Genomic DNA, 26,219 nt, shown 5'->3' with positions numbered 1-26,219 from the left:
CACATTAACGCAAAGGCAGACCCTGAGACAAGCCCGATGGGCGAAGCGTTCAGAGAAGTCCCGGACCGTGGCGGCGGACCAGAAACGACAAACCCACCGACACCGAGGTGCCAGTGGGCCTGTGCATGCTTTGGCAGGGGTGAGCGCCGCTACCCATCTTTACCAACCTAGCGACGCTATCGCGCTGCTTTCGGAGGCGTCAATCGCCGTTGACGTTACCAGCCACCAGCATCGCCCTGGCCTGCTCCAGCTCCACCAGCAAGGTGCTGGCCAGCTCGTCGCGGGCCACGTCGAACTGCTGCTCGCGCACCAGGTCCTTGACCGCCACCACTCCGCGCGCCAGCTCGTCGTCGCCGGCCAGCACCACGAAGCGGATGCCCGCGCGTGCGGCGTACTGGAACTGCTTGCCGATCTTCTTCGGCTCCATCTGCACTTCGGTATTGATGCCGCCGATGCGCAGCCGGCGCGCAATATCCAGCGCGTCGTCCAGGCGCGACTCGTCCATCAGCGCGACCATCGCGTGCACGCTGCTCTCGGCGATGCCCTGGATCAGGCCGACCTCGCGCAGCTGCCAGAACAGCCGGGTCAGGCCGATCGAGATGCCCACGCCGGGCAACTTGGACTTGGTGTAGTGGCTGGCCAGGCTTTCGTAACGGCCGCCCGAGCAGATCGAGCCGATCTGCGGGTGGTCGGTCAGCGTGGTCTCGTAGACCGTGCCGGTGTAGTAGTCCAGCCCGCGCGCGATCGAGAAGTTCAGGCAGTACGCGCTCTCGGGCACGCCCAGCGCCTTGACCAGTTCCAGCACCTCGCGCAGCTCGGCGATGCCCTCGCCCAGCGTCGTGCTCGCAGCGACCGAGGCCTCCAGCGCGTGCAGCTGCGCCAGCGCATCGGCATGCCCGTTCGAGCGCACCGCCACGAAGGCCAGGATCTTGTCGACCTGCGCGGCGGCGATGCCGAAGCCTTCGCCCACCAGCGTGTCGCGCACGTAGTCGGCGCCGCGCTTGTCGATCTTGTCGACCTCGCGCAACACCGCCAGCTGCAGCTCGCCCTCGGCCACGCCCAGGCTTTCGAAGAAGCCGCGCAGCAGCTTGCGGTTGTTCAACTGCACCTTGAACGCGCCGATGCCCAGCTCGGCGAACACCGCGTGGATCACCGCCAGCACTTCGGCGTCGTAGCGGATGCTCAACGCATCTTTGCCGATCACGTCGATGTCGCACTGGTAGAACTCGCGGAACCGCCCGCGCTGGGCACGCTCGCCGCGATACACGCGCTGCATCTGGTAGCGGCGGAACGGGAAGCTCAAGTCGTGCTCGTGCTCGGCCACGTAGCGGGCCAGCGGCACGGTCAGGTCGAAACGCAGTGCCAGCTCCGGCAGGCCGCCCTCGCCGCCCTCGTCTGCCGCCGCGGCGGCATTGGCCAGCGCGCCGGTGGACTGCACGAAGTAGACCTGGCGCTCGGTCTCGCCGCCGGACTTGGTCAGCAACACGTCGGACAGCTCGAACACCGGGGTTTCGACCGGCAGGAACCCGAACCGCTCGTAGTTGCGGCGGATGACGTCCAGCATGCGCTGGAACGCGATCTGCTCGCGCGGCAGCAATTCCATGATGCCGGGCGGCGTACGGGGCTTGATCACGAGCGAAACTCCTGCAGGGCAATGTGGCGAACGCGCAATTCTACCGGCTGCCGGCCGCGCTGACCGCATGGCGTATCATTCACACGCATTCCAGCAGTGCGTGACTCATGTACCGGCAGCTTCCAGACCCCAGCACGACCTGCCCGGCGCCCGGCGCGGCCACGCGCACCGATGCGCGCGGCTCCGACTGCGCACAGTGTGCGGTCCGCGGCCGGGCCATCTGCGCGGCGCTGTCGCCGCAGGAAATGGACGCACTCGACCAGGCCACCAGCGCCCAGTCCTACGCGCCCGGCAGCACCCTGGTGCGCGCCGGCGACACCCGCCACCACGTCTATACGCTCACCTCCGGTGCGCTGCGCATGGTGCGCACGCTGGCCGACGGCCGCCGCCAGGTCACCGGCTTCGTGCTGCCGGGCGATTACGTGGGGCTGACCGAAACCCCGCAGCACCGCCACGATATCGAAGCCATCATCGACAGCCGGGTCTGCCGCACGCCGCTGGCGCAGATGCGCCAGTTGCGCGAGCGCTACCCGCAGCTGGAACGCAAGCTGCTGCAGCGTGCCAGCATGGAGCTGGCCGCCGCGCAGGACACCGGCCTGCTGCTGGCACGCCTGCAACCGGGCGAACGGCTGGCGCACTTCCTGCTGCGACTGGCCGCCCGCTCCACCCAGCCCGGCGCGACCGGCGACACGGTGGCGTTGCCGATGAGCCGCAGCGATATCGCCGACCACCTCGGGCTGACCGTGGAAACGGTGAGCCGAACCTTCACCAAGCTGCGGCAACAGCAGCTGATCGCGCTGCCGCAGCTGCATCTGGTGCAGATCCTGGATTACGCGGCGCTGCGCAGCCTGGCGGGCGATACCGTCTGAGACGCGACGGCCAGCAGGAACGATGCGACCAGCGAGCGCACGCACCCATAGGCGCAAGCGGTGCGGAGGTTGGCATCATCAAACGCGGGATTCCTGCGCGCCCGTCCGCACCAGGCCATCGACCAAGCTTTGCTTTGCTCTTCGCGCAGATAGCAGGCATCGCCGCGTGATTGACCCGCAGATTCCAACGCGATTCCAGCACTTCAGGCCGCTCGCGCGATCATCACCGCCCGCACCGCTGACAACGACTCAGCGGCCGCCCACACTCGCACTCGCACTCGCCACCGATGCGCCGCAGCCGCCGCCCAGCAACCGCGATTGCCGCAGCCAGGCCCGGTCCGGGTAGTAGGCGAACACGAAGGCGCCTTCACGCAGGGTATCGATCAACTGTCTGGCCACCGCCGGACGCACCGCCGGGCAGCCCAGGCTGCGGCCGAGCCGGCCCTGCGTACGGATCACCGCCTCGCTGACATAGGGCGCGCCATGGATCACGATCGCGCGGTCGCGCGCATGGTCGTTGAAGCCGGGCTCCAGGCCCTTCAGCCGTAACGAATAGCCGTTGTGGCCGGTGTACGACTCCTGCGCGGTGAACGCGCCCAGGCTGGACTGGAAACTGCCGTCGTCATTGGAAAACTTGGCCGCCAGGTTGTTGCCGGTATTGCGCCCGTGCGCCACCCATTCCTGAAACAGCAGCCGCTGCCGCTCCAGATCGAACACCCACAGCCGGCGCTCGGTCGAGGGCCGGCTGTAGTCGATGACGCTGAGCACGCGTTCGGCGCCCACCTGCTGGCGCTGCCGCGCGCATTGCAGCGCCTCGGCCGCCAGGGCCAGCACCTGGCGATCCAGCGACGGTGCCTGCCGCGCCAGTGCATCGACCAGACCCATACGCGGTGCGCCTAGCCCCGGCAACGGCGCGGCGGAGATGGCATCGGCCGCACTGGCCATTCCAGCCGCTGCCCACCCGCACAACGCGGCGGCAACGGCGATCACTCGATAAGACATGCAACGACCCACATCGGACGCGGCGCCATGGCGGAACCGCACACCCTACAAATAGCCGCATGTGCCGCACTTTCCAACCCCGGCAGGCTGAACGCGTTCGGTCATGCCGCATCCGCAAGCAGGCGCTGCCGGAACGCCGCGTAGTCCGGCGCCAGCGTTTCGGCATGCGCAGGACGCTGCAGCAGCGCGGCCAGTGCCGGCGGCACCTCCACCTCACGCCCGATCAGCGGCTCGACCACGCCCTCGAACTTGGCCGGATGTGCGGTGGCCGCCACCGCCCAGTCGCCGGTGCCGCCCTCGGCCCCTTCTGCGCGCAGCTGCTCGAGCACATGCACGGCGGTGGCGGTATGCGGGCAATGCACTTCGCCATAGCGCGCAAAGCGCTGCTGCACGGTGTGGCGGATCGCGGCATCGTCCACCGAGAGCGCACGGAAGGCCTCGCGCAGCGCCGCATCGTCGCCCTGGTAGAGCCAGCGCAGCCGTTCGAAGTTGCTCGGCGCACCCACGTCCATCGCATTGGCCAGCGTGGCGATGCTGGGCTGCGGCGCGTAATCGTCGCCGGCAAAATAATCCGGCAACACATGATTGGCATTGGACGCCAACGCGATACGGCCCAGCGGCACACCGAGCGCGCGCGCCAGGATCGCCGCCAGCCCGTTGCCCAGGTTGCCGGTGGGCACTACCAGATTCAGCGCCGCCCCCGCGCCGGCATGGTGCTGCAGGGCGGCGTGCGCGTAATAGCTCATCTGCGGCAGCAAGCGGCCCAGGCTGATGCTGTTGGCCGAACTCAGCGGCAGCTGCGCCTGCAGGTCGGCATCGTTCAAGGCCTGCTTGACCATCGCCTGGCAATCGTCGAACGAGCCGGCCACGCGCAGGGCGTGGATGTTGTCGCCGAAGCAGCCCAGCTGATGCGCCTGGCGCGGCGACACGCGCCCGTCCGGATACAGCACCACCACGCGCAGACCCGGCTGGCGGTGGAATGCCGCGGCCACGGCAGCGCCGGTGTCGCCGGAGGTGGCAACCAGGATGGTGAGCGGGCGGTCTTCGGCACGGCGCAGGCGGGTCAGGCAGGCGGCAAGAAAGCGTGCGCCGAAATCCTTGAACGCGGCGGTCGGGCCATGGAACAGCTCCAGCGCGTAATCGCCGGGCGTGCCCAGGGCCACCAGCGGCGCCGGGAAGTCGAACGCTTCGGCACAGATGGCAGGCAGCTCGGCCGCCAGCGCATCGCCGTCGAAGAACGGCTGCAGCAACGTGGCGGCGGTGTCGGCCAAGGTGGTGCCGGCCGTCAGCGTGCGTGCCGGTGGCAGGGTCTGCGGCACGTACAGGCCGCCATCGGGCGCCAGGCCGGCGGCAATCGCCTGGCTCAGGCTTGCGGCGGGCGCGCCGCCACGGGTGGAGAGAAAGTTCATGGTGACGACTCCAGACAAGACGAAGACGGGGCGTTGCCCGTGAATGAGAAGGCCGGACACTGCGGCATGGCCGCGCCGCGTCGCGGCGGCGCCCGGCAAGGGCGGCGCAGCGCTATGCTGCGCGCACCTTCCAGTGGAGCCGGCAGATGATCAAGGTCAGCGTGATGTACCCGTACCGCGAAGGCGCCCGCTTCGACCATGCCTACTACCGCGACTCGCACATGCCACTGGTGAGCGCGCGGATGGGCGCGGCCTGCCTGCGCTATACGGTGGACAAGGGCATCAGCGGCGGCGAGCCGGGCAGCCCCCCGGCCTTCATCGGCATGTGCCATATCTTCTGCGAGTCGGTGGAGGCCTTCGGCGCCAGCTTCGGGCCGCACGCCGAGGAGATTCTCGCCGATATCGCCAACTACACCGATCTTGCGCCGGTCATGCAGATCAGTGAGGTCGTGGTCGGTTGAAGCGTGCCTTGCGCGCTGCACGGCCTGCCTGCCGTGCGCGGGCGATCGATCGACGACGACATCCGCGCGACGGCTCATGCGAGCAACCGCGCGGCCGGGCTGGCGATCGGGGACACCCAGTGCTGGCTGTCCAGGCCAACGCCTGCGAAGGCGGCCTTGACCGATGCGGCGGCCGCGTCGGCGGCCGCGCGCGATGCGAACCAGGCGAACACACTGGGTCCGGCGCCGGAGATGCTGGCGCCCAAGGCATCGTGATCCAGCGCGGCCTGCTTGGCAGCGGCAAAGCCGGCGATCAACGGCGCGCGGCGTGGTTCGACCAGCACATCGCGCAGGCCCGCACGCACCAGCCCCGCATCGCCGGCATGGCAGCCGGCCAGTACCAAGGCCAGGTTGGTGCTCTGCGCGACGAACTCGCGCAGCTGATAGTCGCCGGCCAGGGCTTCGCGCGCGCGGCGGGTTTCCAGCACCGCATCCGGATGCACAAGCAGGCTGTGCCACGCCGCCGGCACGCTGATCGGCACCAGACGCTCCAGCGTGCACAGCACCAGGCCGCCCAAAAACAACGGGCCAAGATTGTCGCCGTGGCGGCTACCGCTGGCCACCGCCTCGCCATCGAGTGCGTGCTGATACAGCTGCTCGTTACTCAGCGGCGCATCCAGCAGCGCGTTGGCGGCAACCAACGCCGCCACGCATGACGCTGCCGAGCCGCCCATGCCCGAACTCAAGGCGATGCCTTTGTCGATTTCGATTTCAAAGCCGAACGGCAGCGCCAGCGCCGCGCGCAACGACATCAAGGCCGCACCCGCAGTGTTGCGTTCGGCATCCAGCGGCAAGGCCACGGTGGTGCCGCGGATGGCGGCGATGCGCACCAGTGGCGCATCGATGCGCCGCACCGTGACGGTGTCGCCGACGCCGTCGATGGGATAGCCGAGCAGATCGAATCCCACCGCCACATTCGCCACCGAGGCCGGTGCAAAGGCGCGTGCCTGGCCAAGCTCGCGCGCAGCGATCGCCACCCGTTGCATCTCCGCAGACTGGTCTGCAACCGCCTGATTCACAAGCGTGCCCCCTCGCCCGCCGCCACCCGCAGCAAATCAGCAAACACGCCGGCTGCGGTGACTTCCGGGCCAGCGCCCGGGCCTTGCACCACCAACGGGTTTTCGCAGTAGCGACGCGTGGTGAACTGCACCACGTTGTCGGTCAGGCGCAGGTTGGCGAACGCGTGATCGGCCGGCAGTTCGACCAGACCCACGCTGGGAGCACGATCCGGTGGCAGCTGCGCGACATAGCGCAGCACATTGCCGCGTGCACGTGCATCGGCCAGGCGCTGCGCGAACGTCGCATCCACCTCATGCAGGCGCGCCATGAAATCGTCCACGCTGGCCTGACGCAGTGCTTCAGGCACCAGGCTCTCGACCTGCACATCTTCCAGGCTGATCTCGCGCCCGGCTTCGCGCGCCAGGATCACCAGCTTGCGCGCCACATCCACGCCGGACAGATCGTCGCGTGGATCCGGTTCGGTATAGCCCATGCCGCGCGCCTGCGTCACCAGCTCGGCGAACGGCACGCTGCCGTCGTACTTGTTGAACAGCCAGGCCAACGTGCCGGAAAAGATGCCCTCAATCGAGGTCACCGCATCGCCGGTATCGACCAGATCGCGCAGCGTGGTGATCACCGGCAAGCCGGCGCCCACCGTGGCTTCGTAACGGAAGCGCGCGCCGCTGGCATCGGCCGCCGCACGGATCGCCTGATACCGCTGCAACGGACCGGAGCCGGCCTGTTTGTTCGGCGTCACCACATGGATGCCGGCAGCCAACCAGTCCGCGTAGCGATCGGCCACTTCCGCGCTGCCGCTGCAATCGATGATCACCGTATGCGGCAGATGCGCGGACAACAGGTGCGTGGTGAAACGCTCCAGATCGGTCGCGGTGGCTGCCGAGGCGAAGGCATCGCGCCAGTTGCCGACCAGGCCGCGCTCGTCCAGCAGCATGCGGCCGCGCGAGACCACCGCGCGCAGGCGCAGATCCAGGTTGGCCTTGCCCAGCAACTGCGGCTGCGCAATGCGCAACTGGTCCAGCAACGCCGCACCCACGTTACCCGGGCCGATCACGCCCACCGAGAACGTCTGCGGCGACAGCCAGAAGCCGGCATGCGCCGCACGCAAGGCCTTGGTCGCATGCGCCGCGTCGATGGCCACCGAGATGTTGCGCTCCGACGAACCCTGTGCGATCGCCAGGATATTGACCTGCGCACGCCCCAGCGACTCGAACAACCGCGCCGCCACACCCGGCTGGCCGGCCATGCCATCGCCCACTGCAGCGAGCACACTGATGCCGGTGGTCAGCTGCACACGCTGCACCTGACCGACCGTAAGTTCATGCGCAAACGCCTGCAGCAAGGCATTGCGTGCGCGCTCGGATTCATGCTGCTTGACCACGCAACAGATCGAATGCTCGGACGAACCCTGCGAGATCATCACCACCGACACCTGCGCCGTGCGCAGCGCCGCGAATACCCGCTCGGCGGTGCCGGGCACGCCGATCAATCCAGTACCTTCCAGATTCAGCACGGCCAGGTCGGGGCTGAGCGTCAGCCCCTTGATCGGCCCGCTCACCGCGCTGCTGGCGGTGATGCGCGTGCCCGGATGTTCCGGCTGGAAGGTGTTGCGGATGATGATCGGCAAGCCGCGCTCGATCGCCGGCGACATGGTCTGCGGGTGCACCACCTTGGCGCCGAAATAGGCCAGCTCGCAGGCCTCGTCGTAGCTCAGCGTTTCCAGCTGCACCGCTTCGGGCACCACGCGCGGGTCGGCCGACAGTACGCCGTCCACGTCAGTCCAGATATGCAGCTCATCGGCATCGAACAAGGCCGCGAAAATTGCACCGGAATAATCGCTGCCGTTTCGCCCCAACGTGGTGATGCGGTCGGCGCGGTCGCGCGCCACAAACCCGGTGACCACCACGCGCGTCTGCGGATGCGCCTGGCGCCAGGTCGCAAGGCGCTGCGCGCTGGTGTCCCAGTCCACATCGACACCAAGTTCGCCACGGTTGACCACCAGCACATCGCGCGCATCCAGCACCGCGCAATCCTCGCCAAGCGCACGGAAATGGTCGCCCAGCAACTGCGCCGAATACACCTCGCCCAGGCCTTGCACGCGGTCGAGCACCTCGCGCGGCAGCTCGCCGATCACCGCCAATGCGCCCAGGATCTGCGATAGATGCTCGAAGCGCTCGTCCAGCCACTCCACCGTCGGCCCGGAATGCTCGCCCAGCAGGGCCACCGCCGCACCGCGATGGCGCGCCCGCGTCTCATGCCAGCGCTCGCGCCATTCGGGGCGGTTCTGCGCGGCCAGTTCGGCCAGCGCGATCAAGGCATCGGTCACCCCCTTCATCGCCGACACCACGGTGACCTGCACCGACTCGACGCGTGCCAGCAACAACTGCGCCACATGCCGGTAGCGCTCGGCATCGGCCACCGAGGTACCGCCGAATTTGTGCACGACGGTGCGTGCGGAAGATGCGGCAACAGCGGCGGGTTCGAGCAAAACAACAGGCGATGACATCGACAGACCTCGTTAGGGAGGCCCCGTCCGCATCAGATGAGGGAGGAAAGCCCCCGCATCCTGATCCGGGTGCGGGGCCGTTGTTTTCGGAAGTTACGCGAAGACGACGGGCCGCACCGGGCGAATGGTGACGGTGGTAATGGTGGTGCTAATGCCGGCCACGCCCGCACCCGGCCGCAGGTGCGGGTGGCAGGTAAGCGAAGCGGTGGCGCAGGCGTTATGCATGTACGCAAAAGACATCACCGGGCCGAGGCCTGTCAAGCGCTGTGTATCAAAGCAGCCTTGCGCAACGCGGCGCCTATACAGAAAGCCTTGCGGGACAAAGATTTAAGCAAGGCAGTCCCAAACGATTGATTGCTATGGAAACTTTTTATGCGCCGGACCAAGCGGCGCTTGCGCAGCATCCCATAGTGAGACCTGGTGCTAGACGACGTCGGATCCGGCTGATGCGAGTAGCCGCCGCGCACCCTTCTCGCGCCAAACGCAGAGGTGCATCAGCCACTTTTGACCCATACAGCCCTTAGCCAAGCACCTGCGGATTGAGCTGCCACACCGCATAGTTCAACGCCGCCGCAAAACTCACCCACAGCAGATACGGAACCAGCAACCACGCAGCAACCCGCTGCCACTTGGCGAACGCTACGAGCGTCAGCATCAACGCCACCCACAGTGCCACGATATCGACAAACGCCCAGGCGCCCATGTGCCAGGCAAAGAACAACCAGCTCCACAACCCGTTCAACCCCAACTGCAGTACGAACAGACCCAGCGCCCCACGCGCACTGCTCCATCCGCCGCGGCGCCAGACCAGCCACACCGATATCGCCATCATCCCGTACAGCACAGTCCACACCGGCCCGAATAACCATCCCGGCGGGGCCCAGTCCGGCCGCTGCAAGCCGGCGTAGAAGCTCGCCGCTTGGATCGATGCCGCCGCTCCCAGGGCCGCGACCAGATAACACAGCACCAACCACCCCAGGAGTCCAAACCACGGCGATTTCTTTGTCATCGAACTCTCCAACCAAGAGCAGAAAGTGCGGACGCGACGCGAAGGCATCTAACTTACGCCCGGAACCCTGCCATACCGCATGTCCAGGCAATGAAAACACTGCTGCGTCCGGCCTTAGTGCTGTGCAGGTAACAAACCGTAGAGTGAACCAGAGCGTCTGGAAGCCAAGCAGCTTGCGTGCTAGCGCCCATGTATTGACGGACAATTATGTGCATTTACTAATCACGGCGGATGGTCAGGTCATTACCGGCGGTCAACTACAGGCTGTCGCCAGTGCTGATATTGGTGCGGGTGGCAACCTTGCCATCCAGACCAGTGGTCGGGGTCAGCGAGAGTTTGTTGCCTGCCTGCAGTGCGGCACTACCGCCGGCCTTGATGGTGACGCCGTGCAGTTGCAGGTCGTTGCCTGCAGACATCACCAGATCCTTGCCGGTAGTAATCAACATTGCATCGCCGCCTCGCAGCAGGCCGTTGTCGTTGCGCAACGCGCTTGGGGTAAGGCTGAGGTTGTTGGCTGCGATCAACGCAGCGCTGCCATCGGCCTGCACGCGGGTACCGGTCAGCGTCATGTCGTTGCCGGCCATCATCTGCAAGGTGTTGCTGGCGGTGATGCCCGACAGGATGCCAACGCCGTTGATGGTCTTGGATGCTTCGCTGACCAGGTTGTTGCCGGCTACCAGTGCCACGTCGCGGCCCTGGATCTGGCCCTGATTGAGCAGGTCATTGCGCGCTTCCAGGCAACGCTGCCGGTGCCACTGATGCGGCCCTGGTTGAGCAGATTGCCGGCGGTGATGCTGACGTCGGCGCCGGCGATGACGCCCTGGTTGCTCATGGCGTTGGTGGCGTTGAGCTCGACGTTGCCGCCGGCGATCAAGGCGCCATTGCCACGCAACTGCAGCGAGTTGGAGGCCAGATACACGACCGGTACCAGCACCTTCTGGCGTAGTAGTCCTGCTGCCCCATCCACACGATGTCCTGCGTAAGCGCGGCGGCCTACGCGGCGGTGAGGCCAACTCCCATGCTCAGCTGCAGCTCAGCTGCAGCTGACCTGCCGCCGCCACGCCAGCTTCCAGCAAGGCGCGGTACTGCGCCACGCCATCGGCGTAGTTGCCCAGATAGCGGCGGCCAGTGAGCTGGGTGATCTGGTCCAGCACCAGGCGCTGCTCATAGAAGCCATCGCCCAGGCGGGTCTGGGTCCACTCCGGGTCAACACCCAGCTTGTCCAGCAGGAAGTCGCTGCTGATGAAGTTGTCGTAGTTGACGAAGCGCGGGTCGGTCTCGATCAGGTAACGACGGCAGGGGCCGTTGCTGCGCCAGGCGCTGATGCCGCCCAGTTCGGTTACAACGCGGCCCTTACCCTTGAAGCTGGTGCCGACTATCAGTCGCAGATTTCAAAAATATTTACTTTTACAACATTTTATTCTTCCCGGCTATTTATTTTCAACAAATTTATTTGTTATAAATTTCATAAATCCACTTCGCTAGAATTTCAGGAGAATTTGTTTCTTTCCTTAGACATTCATTGCCACGATCCTTTGCGACAATTGCTAAAACTCCAGATTCATTAATTTCTATGTATGGAGCACCAAATTCCTCGACATCAGTCCCCATAGGAAGAGCCTTGTAAGGCCTCCCTTGTGCCTCAGCATATCTAAAGAAAAAATAGGATATTTCATCAATTTTCATTTAAATCACCTTCAATCTATTCAATTTCCTTAATAAACCCATTTGACTTCAATTCATCGATGCTCATGGGCAGTTTATGCTGAACTCCTCCGCCCGGCTTCCCGAACCACGGAGATGCGTTACCCGATTCTACTTTAGGAATAGGTTTTATAACCACATACTTCTTCCGCGGCGACTCCATGCTTGAGCTTGGCAACGCGCGCTGATCAAACGGCACATCCGGCGGCGCAACAAAGTTTCCACGATCGGTAAAATTGCCATTCTCATCAAATCGACCCCCAAACCTATCAAAAGTTTCTCCCGGCCCAAGTTCAATAACTTTTGGTGCCGCATCAAATCCGTCAGCAAAACCATTATTTTCTTTTGTAGGCCAGTCTGGACTCCCGTCCGGTTTAACCCATCTAGGGTCAACCTTCAATTTCTCAGCCGTCGCCGCCTGTGCGGCTGTCGGGTTGGCTATGGGTCCACGCGCCCCGGCTGCCGGAATTTTCCCGGGCCGAAGTGAATTTATATAATCAATTACATTATCGGCCTTAAACGCATCACCCACACCTGTGGCTGCCTTTGCAGCGACACCACCCTTCCCCACATAGAGTTCTGGAGCAACGAGTGACAATACGTCAACGCTGACCTTGCCACCAATTGCACCCGCCTTGGCTATGTCATAGATATCCCAAGAGCCGTGCGTGTTCGTGTAGGCCGCAAATGCAAGATCCTCTGCATAGCCGCTGATACCAGTTTTTATTGCATTTAACGCGCCCTTTGCGTCGTTAAAGTTCTTCTCGGCAGTAGCTGCGTAACCATTCCCCCACAGATAGGCTAGTTGATCAATCGTTTGTCCAACCTGGCCTGCAGGACTCATACCTTTGGCCAGCTCTGCCACACCGGCAACCATTTCCCAAACCCGGCCGGTAGCACCGACCGTACCTGCTCCCATACCCAGCGCCGCGCGCAGCGCAGAATCAGCGGTTGCAACTGATAGCGGGATGCTACCGTTCCATGCTGCCGAAGCCAGCGCTTGGTTGCTGCAATCACCTGCCATCGCACACGCAAGCTTGTGGCCAAGATCTGCAGTCGTCACATGGGTGACGAAGTCCTTGGTCAGTGAACCGTCCTTGTCGGAGTTGAACAGGCCAACCAACTCAGGCACGTGACCCGCAAGCCAAGCGGTGTATTCCCCAGCGTGATCGAGCTGATCTTGCATGGCTGCGGCGGCCAGCTGTTTTTGCTCCGCGCATCCGCCGCTGGCTGGATCGCTACACGCACCGCGCAACGCGAGATTGCGTTCTTCCGACAGCGCCTTCAGTTGCTCGGCGCGCTCACACTGGGTGCCAGACTTGGAACAAGCGATCAGGGCTGTGGCATATTCCATCCGCTCTTGATGGCCGAGGTAATTGTTGGACACCTCATTCAAGGCTGCGGCACCGCCTGCAGCACCACCGGCCGCAGCGCCTAGCGCGCTCGCTGACAACCCTGTCAACGTGGCAGCCACCGCTTTATTGATTCCGGCTTTCTCCAACGCTTCTGCCAGGTATGGTGCCGCCACGGTGCCTGCGGCTGCGCCTAGCGCTCCTTCCGTGCCACCTGTCAGACCACCCACAACCGCATGTGACAGCACACGCAACGTGCCGCCATTGCCCCAATCCTTCATCAACTGATCAGCTTCAGCCCGCTTGCTGTCGTCACCGGTTGCATCTGCTTCCGCATAGAGCTCGGCCGCCTTGTCAACTTTTCCCTGTGCGTAATCGCCAACAAACTTCGTTGCCTGCTGCCCTGCGGTGGCGGTGATCTGCGCTTGCGCGGCAACTTGGTCACGCAGTGCCTGACCATCCCATTGCTTGGTCAAGCCACCTGCGTCATCGCCGCTGATCACATCGCGCTTAAGACCCGCCAATGCATCTGCAGCGGTCTTACCAGACTTGGCGAGTTGCCCAGCCTCGTCGGTGATGAGCAAGCTGCCACCACTGATCCCGCTGGTGGTGGTCGATGTCGCATCGCCACTCTTGCTCCCAATGCCAGCCGCTGTACCGGTGCTTCCAGTCTGGAAGTTCTGCCACGACCAGTTTGCGCCGTTATTGACTGTCGGCTGGACCTGACCGGTTTCTCCTTGCTGCTTCTTGTCGCCTGTTCCCTTGCTATATCCGCCCGACAGACTGAACCCTTTGGCGTCGTAACTGCTAGTGTTTTCAATATCGCTATAGGTCAGCGTGCCGGTCTGCAGGCGATTGACGCCGGCATCCACCGCCGCCTGGGTGCTGGCGATCACCGAGCCTTTCAGATCAGTATTGCCGCCGACACGGATGTTGAAGCCGCCGTCGCCGGCCTGGATACCGCTCTGTTCGGTCACGCTGGCAAAGTCGCCACTGACCTTGTTACTGCTATAGCTGGCGCTGGCACTGAACCCTGCGCCAAAGGTCACACTCGCGCCAACACTCTTGTCCTTGCTGTCGTACGTGCTGGTGTCCTGCAGGCTCTCGATGCTCAGATTGCCACCGACATCGGCGATCACCTTGTCCGCCGACAGCTGCGCGCCCTTGAGCGTGGTGTCATTGCCACTGATGACCGTGGCCGTGTTGCCGGCAACCAGATGACTATTACTGTAGGTCACGTCTTCGCCATTGGCTTTGCCGCGCGATCCAGCTGCACTGATCATCACGCCAAATGCGGCACCATCCGGGCCGTAAGTGATACCGACACCCAGCGACGCGCTGCTGCTCTTACTGGTACTTTTTTGCTCGGCGGTGTTCTTGGCTGCTTCGATGAGTACATCGTGATCGGCTGCCAGCAGCAGATCATTGCCCGCCTTGATGTCGCTCCCACGAATCAACAAATTACTTTGGTCGCCACCGCCGGTGGCAATCAGGTTGACGTCACCACCTGCCTGTAGCTTGGAGCCTTGTGCGAGACTGGCCGTCTGCGTGCTCTTGCTCTCGCTCTTGCTGCCGCCAATGCTGATGGCAATGCTCAGATTGGCCCCCTGAGCTGCGCCGGCGGCGCTGCCACTGCTCAACGCGCTGCCAGCTTGGCCCAGCGCCTGTCCTGCCCCATATGCATTATAGGCCGCCGATCCGAGCGCAAGTGCTTCCATGCGACTGTCGCCCTTGACCTCCTTGCTGGCCTTGTAGCTGTCGTTTGCCGCCTGCGCCAGGCTGATCGCAGCCGAGCTCAAGGTCAGCGACAAACCGCCTTGGCTAAACTTGCTGCGCTGTTCCGCATCACTGTCGTTATAGACCTCCGTGATCGCGATGTCCTTGCCGGTCGCGGTCAGGTCGCCCTGCAACGCCATGACATCGCTGCCCGTAATCGCCAACTTGTTGCCGGCCACCAGGGTGACGTCACCCCCAAGGCTGCCGACCGTCGTTCCGGTATGCGTGATCTGGTCGATGTCGGCGCCAGTGGTGACCTTTTGCTTACCGAGCGTCACCCCAATACCGCCACTTCCGAACAGACCGGACTTGGTGGTGACTTTGTCATGCTCTTCGCTATGCGTGTTCTGAGCAGTTTCCAAGGTCAGGTTGTTGCCTGCTGCAAGCGTGACGTCGCCGGTGCCGACAATCTGCGCACCTTGCGACAGCAGATCGTTACCCGCCGCAATTTGCACCGTGTCACCACTGAGCGTGGTGGTGACCGCCACGTTGTCGTGCCACTCATCATGCGTGGTTGTGGTCTTGCTGGAGAACGTGCCCTTCTTCTTCTTGGTCATGTCCTGCACGGCGTCGTGCTGCTCGCTGGCGGCGAGCAGGTTGACGTCGTTGCCGGCAGCCAGGGTGATGCCGCCTTCCTTGGTGGCGGCAGATGCGGCGGTGAGGGCGATGTCATTGCCGGCCTGCATCGCCAGGTTTCCGCCGGCACTGAACTCGGTGCCGTGGACGGTTTCGTCGCTGGTACTGGTCGTCTGCTTAAAGCGCTTTCGCGTTTCCAGCGTGTTGCTGGTGTCCACCGTGGTCAGCGTGCTGGCATTGATGTCGTTGCCGGCGCTGATGCCCAGGCCCTTTCCGGCGTCCAGCTTGGCCGCGACCAGATTGACGTCGTTGCCGGCGCTGAGGATCAGGTTGCCGCCGGCGGTAAGTGCCTGCTGATCGATGCTCTGCGTGGTCGTGGTGGTGGTGACGCGCGTCTTGCCGTTGCGGGTCTTGTAGCTGTTGGTTTCGGTCTCGTTGAGGACGGACTCGACGTTGAGGTTGTTGCCTGCTGCGGCAATCAGATCGCCGCCGGCCTTGACGTCGGCCTGGCGGATGGTCAGGTCGTTGCCGGCGGTCAATTGCAGGCTGTCGCCGGTGCTGATGTTGGTGCGCGTGGCGACCTTGCCATCCAGGCCAGTGGTCGGGGTCAGCGAGAGGTTGTTGCCTGCCTGCAGTGCGGCACTGCCGCCGGCCTTGATGGTCACGCCATGCAGTTGCAGGTCGTTGCCTGCAGACATCACCAGATCCTTGCCAGTGGTCACCGACACCGCATCGCCACCGCGTAGCAGGCCGTTGTCGTCGCGCAAGGCGCTGGGCGTGAGGCTGAGGTTGTTGCCTGCGATCAACGCCGCACTGCCATCGGCCTGCACGCGGGTACCGGTCAACGTCATGTCATTGCCGGCGAATAGCTGCAGGGTGTTGCTGGCGGTGATGCCGGACAGGATGCCAACGCCGTTGATGGCCTTGGATGCTTCGCTGACCAGATTGTTGCCGGCCACCAGTGCCACGTCGCGACCCTGGATCTGGCCCTGATTGAGCAGGTCGTTGCGCGCTTCCAGGGCAACGCTGCCAGTGCCGCTGATGCGGCCCTGGTTGAGCAGGTTACCGGCGGTGACGCTGACGTCGGCACCGGCGATGACGCCCTGGTTGCTCATGGAATTGGTGGCGTTGAGCTCGACGTTGCCGCCTGCAATCAATGCGCCGTTGCCGCGCAACTGCAGCGAGTTGGAGGCCAGATACACCACCGGCACCAGCACCTTCTGGCCCTGGTAGTCCTGTTCGACCATCCACACGATGTCTTGCGTCAGTGCGGCCGCTTGTGCGGCGGTCAAGCCCACGCCCATGCTCAGCTGCAGCTGGCCTGCGGCGGCCACGCCCGACTCCAGCAAGGCGCGGTACTGCGCCACGCCATCGGCGTAGTTGCCCAGATAGCGGCGGCCGGTGAGCTGGGTGATCTGGTCCAGCACCAGGCGCTGCTCGTAGAAGCCATCGCCCAGGCGGGTCTGGGTCCACTCCGGGTCAACACCCAGCTTGTCCAGCAGGAAGTCGCTGCTGATGAAGTTGTCGTAGTTGACGAAGCGCGGGTCGGTCTCGATCAGGTAACGACGGCCGGGGCCATTGCTGCGCCAGGCATTGATGCCGCCCAGCCCGTTGGCGGCGCGGCCCATTGCGGTCAGATCGGTACCGGTGCCGCCGGATAGGCGATACAGCCCGCCAATGGGCAGATCGATCTGCGTCAGCGAGGTTTGCCCGCTACCCACAATGTTGGTCACCGGAATGGTGGCCGGATCGACTCGGGTACGGCTGTCGGTTGCGACGGCAGTGACGCCGGTACCGGCCGCGGTGGCCTGCACGTCTGCCTGATCGACGCTGCTGCGTACAAGCCCACTATCGTTGGACGCGACAGGTGCAACCGACATCTTGACGATGCCACCCGATGTGGCCAGCGTTGCGTCCTGCGTGTTGGCGCCCACCTGGGTGCCTGCACTGCCGGTCGTACCGGTGGCAACACGAATACTGTTCGCGCCGCCATTGGCACGGCCGATCACTGCCTGGCCGCCCACTCCACCGGCGCTTTGCATGGCGCGACCAGTCAAGCCACCTTGTGCGCCGACACCATTCAGTGAAGCGCCGCTGATACCACGACCGTCGCTGCCGACGGCACCATTGCTGATGTTGGCACCATTGATGCTGACGCCTTGGCCACCGGTCATGCTGGCGCCCAGGGCGATATAGCTCGTATTGATCGTGGAAGAAGAAATGGTTTTTGATTCAGCATCATATGTACAGATAGGACGCCGATTTCCTTGGTTCAGCGCACAGTCGTCAATGACCGCTGTTACTGCATACTCGTAGTCTCTCTGTACGACTTGCCTATTCAAGGCAAGCGATTCGTTGAAGATCGACTCTCCACCAACGAAAAGCCCATCACTCAATCCACCCACACCACGTTGATTTATTTGCAGCGCACCAGCCGCCGCAATCGACGAAGTGTTATTGGTGACGCTTCCGGAAATCGCTATATTTCCTCCAGCCGCGATTCGTCCTTCCGCACTTGCAGCGATGAGACGCTCTTGCTGCTCGACCGAATAGGAACGATAAACACCAGGATTTTTTCCGACGTAAGGAATACGAATGAAGTAAGACTGCCTTGGATAGACGATTCCGCGTGACTCAATAAGCTCCTCGGGCATCGTTGCATTCGCAGCTGCCTTTTCTTGGTCGGTCAATGTACCCAATGCGGCAGTCAAAACCCGCCGCCGATTATTCAGCTGATTGGCCGCAATCAAGATGCTCCCATCAGCCTCGATACTGCCCGACAGGTTATTGACCACACCCGTACGCGATACCAAGGTACCGCCTCCATCCTGCGCGCCGCCGATGGCGATATTGCCCAGGCTGAAGATGCGCGCGTCGCGATTGAGCAGTTGATCGCGCACGATCAGATTCATGTTGCCGGTGGAACCGAGCAAGGCCGAGCCATAGGCTGCGTTGTCGGTCGCGCCGCCGAAGTCGGCGCCATTCACCAATGTGCCGGTGTTCACCGAGACGTTGCCGCCGACGATGCTGCCGGTGTTGTTGATGCTGTTCGCCACCAGCGACAGTGCGCCATTGCCGGAGATACTGCCGGCGTTGTCGATGATGTTGCCGCCGTTGAGGCGCGTGTCATTGGACAGGATGTTGGCGCCTGCGCGGTTGGTGATGCTGCCGGCCGTAATGTCCAGGCTGCGCGCAGCCTTGAGCGTGGACTCGTTGACCAGGCTCCCACCGACGCGCAGGTTGAAAGTGCCGTTACTGGTCAGGTCTGCACCGGCGCGGTGGGTGTAGTCGCTACGCAAGGTCAGGTCCAGCAGGTTCTGCGCCAGGATGCTGCCGCCACCGTCGAAGCCGACGGTGTCGATCACCACATCGCCGGCGCCGCCGGTCATGCTGCCGGCGCCAATCTTGCCACCCGCGTTGTTCAAGTTCTGCAGGTTCAAGCGGACTGCCTGCTCGGCCTTGATGGTGCCGTTCTGATTGTCTAGCGTGGCGCCTGCGCGCTGCAGCAGGAAGCTCGCGCCGGCATAGACGTTGCCGCCCTGGTTGTTCAAGCCATTGGTGGTGGCGATCAGGTCGCCGCCGGCGACCAGCTGGCCGCTGTTGTTGGCGATGCTGGCGGCATCGATCACCACGCTGCCGCGTCCACCGAGATTGCCGCCGCTGTTGGTCAATGCACCACCGGTGGTGATGCGTGTCAGTCCACCGCCGTTGTTGACGATACTGCCTTGGCTATTGTCGATACTTCCGCCGGAGGCGGTCAGCGTATTGCCGGCATCGAGCTGGCCGCCGCTGTTGAGCAACGCGCCGGCGACGGCAACGTTGAGATCACGGCCAGCACTGAGCTTGCCGCCTTGGTGATTGTCTAGCTGGCCGCGTGCCGTGACGCTGAGGTCGCGCGCTGCTTGCAGACTGCCTCCGCTACTGCTGATGTTTTCCGCAGTAACCACTGCGTCGGTGCCGGCACCGATCGTACCGTTGCCGTTGTCCAGGCCACGATTGAGTTCGACGCGCAGGCTTCCACCCGCACCAGCGTTCGCGACCGCCTGCACAATGCCGCCGGCATTGCTGAGGCTGTCGGCACGCAAGGTCAGCGCACCACCGCTGGCCTGCAGCAAGCCGTTGCGGTTGTCGGCCGCGCCGGTACTTTGCACCTTCAATTCACGTGCTGAGACCGAACCACCGATGTTATTGAGGCCAGCAACAGTGAGTGCTGCATCGCCCGCTGCGGCAATCGCGCCGCCCTGGTTGTTCAACGCGCCACTCGCGTCCAGGTGCAGTTGCCCTTGCGTGAGGATGCGTCCACTGCTGTTGCCCAGCGCACTACGGCTGGTGACCGACAGGACGCCGGCACCGGCGTGCTCGATGCGTCCTTGTGCATTTTCCAGGCTGGCTGCAGTGATGGTCAGATCCTGCGCATTGCTGGCCAGCGTGCCACCGGTGTTGTCGATCGCGCCGCCGATGCTGACGCGGGTCAGTCCGTTGCCGCTTTGCACCAACCGCCCGCCGGCATTGCTCAGGCTGGCGCCGTCGATACTCAGCTGGTTGGCCTGCATCTGGCCGGCAACAGCGTTGAGACGCCCGTTGTCGATGTTGCCGCCGGCCTGCACGGTGAGCGTGCCGCCGGCAAGCAAATCACCGCCACGATGATCGAGGTTGCCGCCGGTGGTCAGTGCGACATTGCCGGTTGCGCGTGTGCTGGCACCCGCCAGCTGCAGCTGGCTGCCCTGCGCCGTGAGGTTGCCGCCAGCCAACAGCTTGCCGGAGGCGCTGAGTTGGCGATCGGCGATCAGGCTCAGCGTGCGTCCGCTGCCGAGGCTGCCGTCTGCGCTGATACCGGCGCCCACCGTGCCGGCGATACTGATCTCACCCGCACGCAGGCTCAAGTTGCCCGAAGCGGTGGTCTGCCCGGCGTTCTCGATGCGGCCCCCCTGCAGACCTACCGTCGTACCGCTGACGGTGCCCTGCTGACGCAACACGGCGTCGCTGGTCAAGGTGACCTGCTGAGCGCCGAGCTGACCGGCCACACCCAGATCGCCCTTGGAGCGTAACTCCAGCGTGCTGCCAGCGCTCAAGGTGCCACTCTGTGCCAGCGCGCCATCGGCCTGCGCCGAGAAGCTGCCTGCCGATGCGAGGTTGCCGCCGAGCTCCAGGTTGCCGCGGCTGATCAATGCGACATCGCCGCGCTCGCTGCCCAGCTGGCCACTGCTGCTGACTTGCGCCGCTTCCACGCGCAAGCCATTGCCGCCGATCAGGTCACCGCGATTGTCCACCGCTCCAGTGGCGATGACGCCCAGGCGTTGCAAGCCGTAGGCCTGGCCAGTCTGGCGCAGCGACCCGACGCCCAAGGCGAGTTGATTACCGGCGCGCACGGCGCCAGCATTGTCGAGCAAGCCGCCGATGGCGAAGGTAGCGTCGCCCTGCGCGAGCAGCACGCCGCTGGCGGCATTGCTTGCGCTGGCTGCGGTGACGTTCAAGCTCTGACCAGCGACGACTTGCGCCGCATTGGTCAACGCGCCAGCTGCGCTCAGCACCACATTACGGTCGGCTTGCGCGACACCGGCAATCGCCAGGTCGCCGGTGCTGCGTAGATTCAAATCAGCGGCTGCATCGAGTGCGCCACGGCTGTCGATCGCGGCACCATCCAGGCTGATCGCGCCACCGCTTTGCAGCACGGCAGCCTGACCGGTGCCGATCCGCGCGCCGCGCAGGGTTGCATCGCCCGTCGCCACCGCCTGTCCGTTCATTGTCAGTGCGCGCTGCGCCTGCAGATCCAGTTGCGTTGCCGACTGCAGCGTGCCTGCGGCGATGAGATCGCGACCGGCCTGTAGCGCGATCGATTGCGCCTTGAGCGAGCCGGCCTGCTGCAGATCGCCAACTGCAGTGGCCTGCAGTGTGGTCGCTGCGGCGACAACGCCTTGCAGCGTCATGTCGCCTTGGCTGATCAAGCTGACGTTGGCAGTTTCGCTACCGAGCTGGCCGCTGCTGCGTAAGCTGCCTGCCTCCACCTGCAGCGTGTCTTTGGCAATGAGGTTGCCGCGGTTGTCCAGCGTGCCAGTGACCTTCGCGGTCAGTGCCTTGCCTGCAATCGCAGTGCCGCTCTGGTCCATGCTTGCGGCGGTGATGCGCAGATCGCCACCGCTCTGCAGGCTGCCGGCGTTCTGCAACGCGCCAGAGGTCAGCGTGACGCTGCCATCGGCCGCCAACACGCCGGCCGCCACGTTATTGATGTTGCCCGCCTGCACCGACAGATCACGGCCGGCAATCACCTGGCTCGCATTACTCAAGGTGTCGGTTGCGCTCAACACAACATCGCGATTGGCTTGCGCCACGCCTGCGAGCGCAAGTGCTCCCGTGCTGCGCAGGCGCAGGTCCGTGCCGGCGTCGAGCGTGCCACGGCTGTCGATTGCCGCACCATCCAGGCTGATCGCGCCGACGCTTTTCAGCACGGCGTCGCGGCCGGTGGCGATGCTGTTGCCGCGCAGGTTGGCGTCACTGCCCGCCTGCGCCTGACCGTTCAACGTCAGGCTGCGCTGCGCCTGCAGATCCAACGCAGACGCGGACTGGAGGGTTCCACCGGCAGTGAGATCGCGGCCAGCCTGCAATGTCACGGCCTGCGCGTTGAGCGCGCCGGCCTGCAGCAGATCGGTGCCAGCGGTGGCTTGCAGCGTGGTCGCCGCAGCCACCACACCGTGCAGATCGATCGCGTTCTGGCTAGTCAACGTCAATGCTCCGTTGACCGAGCCGAGTTGCCCGCTGCTGACGATGCTGTCGGCAGCGATGCTAAGATCCTTGCCCGCTACCAACTGACCCGCGTTTTCGAATGCGCCTGTCGACGAGATCGATACCGCATCCCCGCTGTAGACACGGCCGCGCTGCAGCAGCGTGCCGGTGTTCAGTGCAAGGCCACGCTCGCCATGCAGGCTGCCATTGTTTTCCAGCACCCCAGCGACATCGACGCGCAGGTCGCGTAGTGCACCCAGGGTTGCCGTTGCGGCGTTGTTGGCACTGGCGGCCTGCACGTGCAGATCGCGGGCTGCGACGACTTGAGCGCCATTGTTCAACGCGCCCGCAGCGGTCAGCGCAACATCGCGCCCGCCCTGGACCACGCCAGCCAGTGCAAGATCACCGGCGCTACGCACGCTCAAATCGGTCCCCGCATCGAGCGAACCGCGGCTATCGATGGAGCCGCCATCCAGGGTGATGCCGGCACCGCTCTGCAGCACTGCTGCAGCGCCTGTCAGAACCGTTGCGCCGGTGACGGTTGCCTCACCCGTACTCGATGCTTGTCCATTCATGGCGAGCGTGCGCTGCGCCTGCAGGTCCAACGTGGATGCCGATTGCAGAGTGCCATTTGCAGTGAGGTCGCGCCCCGCCTGCAATGCGATCGACTGTGCCTTGAGCGAACCGGCCTGCTGCAAATCGCCGCCAGCAGTCGCACGCAATGCATTGGCCGCTGCAACCACACCCTCGAGTTGCAGCGTGTCTCGGCTGTTCAACGTGACATCGGCCCGCTCGCTACCCAACTGCCCACTGCTACGCAGCGTGGCCGCATCGACCTGCAACGCATCCTTGGCAATCAGATTGCCACGATTGGCCAGCGTACCTGCGATGGCGGCGCGCAATGCCTTGCCTGCAGACGCGCTGCCGCCCTGGTCCATATTGGCTGCGCTGATCTGCAGATCGCCACCGGCCTGCACGCGGCCAGCGTTGTTCAGCAGTGCCGTAGTGGTCAGGGCGATGTTGCCCTCGCCCGCCAACACACCGCTCGTGGTGTTGTCGAGGCTAGCTGCCTGCAACGACAGATCGCGGCCTGCAAACACTTGCGCTGCGTTACTGAGCGCGCCGGTAGCATTCAAAACAACGTCGCGCCCGCCTTGTGCCACACCCGCCAGCGCCAGATCGCCCTGGCTGCGGATGTGCAGATCGCTCCCTGCATCCAGCTTGCCGCGGCTGTCGATGGCCGCGCTGTCCAGCGCAATCGCTCCCGTGCTCTGCAACACCGCATCCTGGCTGGTTGTCAGTGTGGTGGCGCGCATCGAAGCATCACCGCCAGCCTGGCCCTGGGCAGCAAATGTCAGAGCACGTTGTGCCTGCAGATCCAGCGTGGACGCTGATTGCAGGTTGCCAGCAGCGGTGAGATCACGCCCGGCACTCAATGCCAGCGATTGCGCTCTTAGCGACCCTGCCTGCTGCAGATCGCCAGCGGCGCTGGCCTGCAGCGTGGTCGCAGCGGCAACCACGCCTTGCAGCGCGATATCGCCCTGGCTGCCCAGACGGACACCTGCCGCTTCGCTGCCGAGTTGACCGCTGCTGCGCACGCTGCCGGCATCGATCTGTAGCGCGTTCCTGGCAATCACGTTGCCAGCGTTGTCGAATGACCCGCTCACAGCTGCCGAAAGCGTGTTGCCCGAGCTGGCGCTGCCGCTTTGCGTGAACGCGCCTGCGGTCAGCTGCAGATCGCTCGCCGCATACAGGCTGCCGGCATTGTCCAATGTGCCGGCCGTGCGCACGCGCGCACCGGCATCCGACGAAAACGCGCCACTTTGCGCGTTGCGCAACGAGGCTGCCTCTACATCCAGCGCACCAGCTGCAATCACCTTCGCGCGGCTCTGCAGTGCTGCGCCCGCCTGCAATGTGGCTGAGCCAGCGCTCTGCACGGTGCCGTCCAACGCGAGCTCGGCAGCACTGGTGATGCGCAGGTCGCCAGCTGCATCGATGACACCGTTGTGCTCGACCGCCGCGCCACGCAATTGTACCGCGCCGTCGCCGCGGAGCTGACCACGCTGACGCAGCGCGCCGTTCGCCTGCAAATCGATCGTGCCTGTCGAACTCACCACGGCATCGCTGACGAGCTCACCGCCTGCGGCGATCACCAACCCACCGGCGGTGGTCTGCAGGGTGCCGGAGAGTGCGGCATCCCTGCCGCTACGAAGATTTACGCGACCAGCGTTGACGATGCCCGAGACTTGCGCATCCGCTGCGGCGTCCAGGCCCAAAGCAGTACCTGCCACGGTGTTGCCGCTGAGCGCCAGACCGCCGCGGCTGCGCAGCAGCGTCTCCCCACGCTGGCTGCCGATATCGCCACGACTGCCCAGCTGCGCCGCGTCGATGGTCAGCGCATTGCCTGCAACGAACGTGCCGCTATTGACCAGACCACCGGCAACCGCCGCCTGCGCATCGCGTGCGGCCGCCAGACTGCCCGTCGTGGTGGCAGTCGCCGCCTGGAGACGCAGGTCGCGGCCGGCGTAGCCGCTACCGGCATTGTTCAACGCACCTGCACTGCGCAACTCCAGATCGCCACCCGCAGACACTGCGCCGCGCTGTGCGATGTCGATACCCGCCGCATCGAGCGCCACTGCATCCGCTGCAATCAGCTGACCCTGCAGTTCCAGCCGACCGCCGGCTTGCACATCAGCACCCTGCCCGGCCTGCGCCAATCCACCCAGGCGCACGTTGCCGCTGCTGTTCACGCGCAAGGCGGTGGCCGCGTCCAGGGTGCCCAGTGCATCGATCGCGTTTGCATTCAGCCCGATGGTGCCACCGCTCTGCAGCGTGCCGGTCAGGCCGATCTGCCCCGCGCGCAGGGTTGCAGCGGTTGCCGCATAGGCCACCCCATTGCTGCGCAATACACCGTCGGCGCCCAGATCCAGCGCACCCGTCGTATGCAGACTGCCATCGGCATTCAATTCCGAACCGAACAGACGGATGGCGCCGGCGCTGCTGCGGCCGCTGTGGCTCAAGGTGCCACTGGCTTGTGCATCCAGGATACCGGCGGCGACCAGATCGCCTGCCAGGGTCATGCGCGCGCCGCGCAGACGCACATCGCCTTGCTGCGAGCCGAGCACGCCGCGCTGGTCGAGGTCACCGGCTGCACGCACACCCATTCCATCGCGCGCCACCGTGGTCCCGCTCAGGCTCACCTGGCCCGCGCTGTCGATCTGCAGATCGCCACTCTGCGCCGCCAGGGTGCCGCGACTTACCACGCCGACACCGGCTTCGGTCGCAATCAGGCGAATACGGTCGGCATACATGCCGCCCAGCTGCGCCACGTCGATGCCGATCGACGGTGCGGCGTCATCGGTGCGCGGCATCACGTCCAGCAGCAGGCCGTCGTAGCTGACCCGCCCTGCACCCGCGGCAGCGACCAGTTCCCTGGTCCAGATCGAGCCCTCCACGCTGAGCTGACGCGACAGCAGGTCCAGGCGATCCACGTTAGACGCATCCAGACCGTTGCTGCCGATACTCAGCGCACCGCCGGTGATGCTGAAGCCGTTCAACGCACCATCGCTGCCCAGGTTGGGCGTGCCGGTGGTCAAGGTCACGCGCGAAGTGTTGAGAAACCCGCAGCCATCGCAGGAAATGCCGTTGGGGTTGGCGATCACCAACTGCGCCTTGGCACCGGCGATTTCGGTGTACCCCTGCAAGCGGCTGCTGGCCGAGGTGACCTCATTGAGGATCAGTGAGGCGGCACCGCTGCGCTGCAGATTGTCGTTACCGGCGACATAGCCGCCCAGCTCGGTCTTGGAGATCTGCGCGCTGTTGTTGAGGATCAACCCGTTCGGGCCGACGTTGAAATTGCTGTAGCGGTTATGCGAGATGCCGCGCGCATTGGGCGCGACGATGTCCACCACCGGCACGCCATTGGCGGCGACCTGTTGACCGGGTGTCTGGCCGCCGGGATTTGGCGTTGGTGCCACCTGTGCCCACGCCGGAAACGATGTCCAGGTGACCGTGCAGCACAGCAGCAACGCAAGCGCGCGCTTGCTTTGTTCGGCCAGGTAAGCACGTACGCTCATCGCTTCGGTGTCCATCGTTTCTCTCTCGCCACTGGTCGGCGTCATCAATCAACAGCGCGCTGCCGGCTGG

Annotated in this window: 10 protein-coding genes and 1 pseudogene; 2 read left to right on the top strand and 9 right to left on the bottom strand. The window is 64.5% G+C overall.

Features of this window, described 5'->3' with window-relative positions; all coding sequences use genetic code 11:
* Positions 1–199: 199 nt before the first annotated feature.
* Positions 200–1,633 (bottom strand): histidine--tRNA ligase, encoded by a 1,434-nt coding sequence (hisS, locus tag AC06DU_RS09475; protein ID WP_184380233.1) that lies wholly within the window; start codon positions 1,631–1,633, stop codon positions 200–202.
* 245 nt (positions 1,634–1,878) lie between these two features.
* Between hisS and AC06DU_RS09470 the strand changes: the two genes are divergently transcribed.
* Positions 1,879–2,502: a Crp/Fnr family transcriptional regulator gene (locus AC06DU_RS09470; protein ID WP_181098348.1), complete on the top strand. Its 624-nt coding sequence runs from the start codon at positions 1,879–1,881 to the stop codon at positions 2,500–2,502.
* A gap of 249 nt (positions 2,503–2,751) precedes the next feature.
* On the opposite strand, the gene AC06DU_RS09465 is transcribed toward AC06DU_RS09470, so the two are convergent.
* Together AC06DU_RS09465 and thrC are read right to left on the bottom strand one after the other, a co-directional pair.
* Complete coding sequence (locus AC06DU_RS09465; RefSeq protein ID WP_478204228.1) at positions 2,752–3,504, bottom strand: murein L,D-transpeptidase catalytic domain family protein; 753 nt, start codon at positions 3,502–3,504, stop codon at positions 2,752–2,754.
* Between the two features lie 101 nt (positions 3,505–3,605).
* Positions 3,606–4,913, bottom strand: a complete 1,308-nt coding sequence (thrC, locus tag AC06DU_RS09460) for a threonine synthase (RefSeq protein ID WP_104574217.1) — start codon at positions 4,911–4,913, stop codon at positions 3,606–3,608.
* A 146-nt stretch (positions 4,914–5,059) separates the two neighbouring features.
* Between thrC and AC06DU_RS09455 the strand changes: the two genes are divergently transcribed.
* Entirely contained in the window at positions 5,060–5,374 is a 315-nt protein-coding gene (locus tag AC06DU_RS09455) for an EthD family reductase (RefSeq protein ID WP_065032272.1), read from the top strand.
* Between the two features lie 74 nt (positions 5,375–5,448).
* Here the strand turns inward: AC06DU_RS09455 and AC06DU_RS09450 are convergent, their stop codons facing one another.
* The 6 genes and pseudogenes from AC06DU_RS09450 to AC06DU_RS09425 form a co-directional block, all read right to left on the bottom strand.
* The gene (locus AC06DU_RS09450) at positions 5,449–6,399 is read right to left on the bottom strand and encodes a homoserine kinase (RefSeq protein ID WP_478204226.1); all 951 of its coding nucleotides are present in this window, start codon (positions 6,397–6,399) and stop codon (positions 5,449–5,451) included.
* 29 nt (positions 6,400–6,428) lie between these two features.
* A complete protein-coding gene (thrA, locus tag AC06DU_RS09445; protein ID WP_478204225.1) occupies positions 6,429–8,936 on the bottom strand; it encodes a bifunctional aspartate kinase/homoserine dehydrogenase I in 2,508 nt (835 codons plus the stop codon).
* A gap of 520 nt (positions 8,937–9,456) precedes the next feature.
* Positions 9,457–9,945, bottom strand: coding sequence for a TspO/MBR family protein (locus AC06DU_RS09440; protein ID WP_478204223.1), 489 nt, complete (start codon positions 9,943–9,945; stop codon positions 9,457–9,459).
* Positions 9,946–10,205: 260 nt separating this feature from the next.
* Positions 10,206–11,189, bottom strand: a pseudogene (locus tag AC06DU_RS09435) (hemagglutinin repeat-containing protein); the annotation flags it as partial.
* Positions 11,190–11,394: 205 nt separating this feature from the next.
* Complete coding sequence (locus AC06DU_RS09430) at positions 11,395–11,631, bottom strand: hypothetical protein (protein WP_076038861.1); 237 nt, start codon at positions 11,629–11,631, stop codon at positions 11,395–11,397.
* A gap of 16 nt (positions 11,632–11,647) precedes the next feature.
* Positions 11,648–26,164, bottom strand: a complete 14,517-nt coding sequence (locus AC06DU_RS09425; protein ID WP_478204221.1) for a hemagglutinin repeat-containing protein — start codon at positions 26,162–26,164, stop codon at positions 11,648–11,650.
* Positions 26,165–26,219: the final 55 nt, after the last annotated feature.

The sequence above is a fragment of the Xanthomonas sp. NCPPB 3200 genome (genome assembly GCF_056393585.1).
Note: the sequence above shows the minus strand (reverse complement) of the source record. Positions and strands in the feature narration are given on the sequence as shown.

Excerpts from the sequence above, each read along its gene's own strand:
- AC06DU_RS09465 (WP_478204228.1), bottom strand. The coding sequence starts at position 3,504 with ATGTCTTATCGAGTGATCGCCGTTGCCGCCGCGTTGTGCGGGTGGGCA.
- AC06DU_RS09470 (WP_181098348.1), top strand. The coding sequence starts at position 1,879 with ATGGACGCACTCGACCAGGCCACCAGCGCCCAGTCCTACGCGCCCGGC.
- AC06DU_RS09440 (WP_478204223.1), bottom strand. The coding sequence starts at position 9,945 with ATGACAAAGAAATCGCCGTGGTTTGGACTCCTGGGGTGGTTGGTGCTG.
- AC06DU_RS09430 (WP_076038861.1), bottom strand. The coding sequence starts at position 11,631 with ATGAAAATTGATGAAATATCCTATTTTTTCTTTAGATATGCTGAGGCA.
- thrA (WP_478204225.1), bottom strand. The coding sequence starts at position 8,936 with ATGTCATCGCCTGTTGTTTTGCTCGAACCCGCCGCTGTTGCCGCATCT.
- AC06DU_RS09450 (WP_478204226.1), bottom strand. The coding sequence starts at position 6,399 with ATGCAACGGGTGGCGATCGCTGCGCGCGAGCTTGGCCAGGCACGCGCC.
- AC06DU_RS09455 (WP_065032272.1), top strand. The coding sequence starts at position 5,060 with ATGATCAAGGTCAGCGTGATGTACCCGTACCGCGAAGGCGCCCGCTTC.
- AC06DU_RS09425 (WP_478204221.1), bottom strand. The coding sequence starts at position 26,164 with ATGGACACCGAAGCGATGAGCGTACGTGCTTACCTGGCCGAACAAAGC.
- thrC (WP_104574217.1), bottom strand. The coding sequence starts at position 4,913 with ATGAACTTTCTCTCCACCCGTGGCGGCGCGCCCGCCGCAAGCCTGAGC.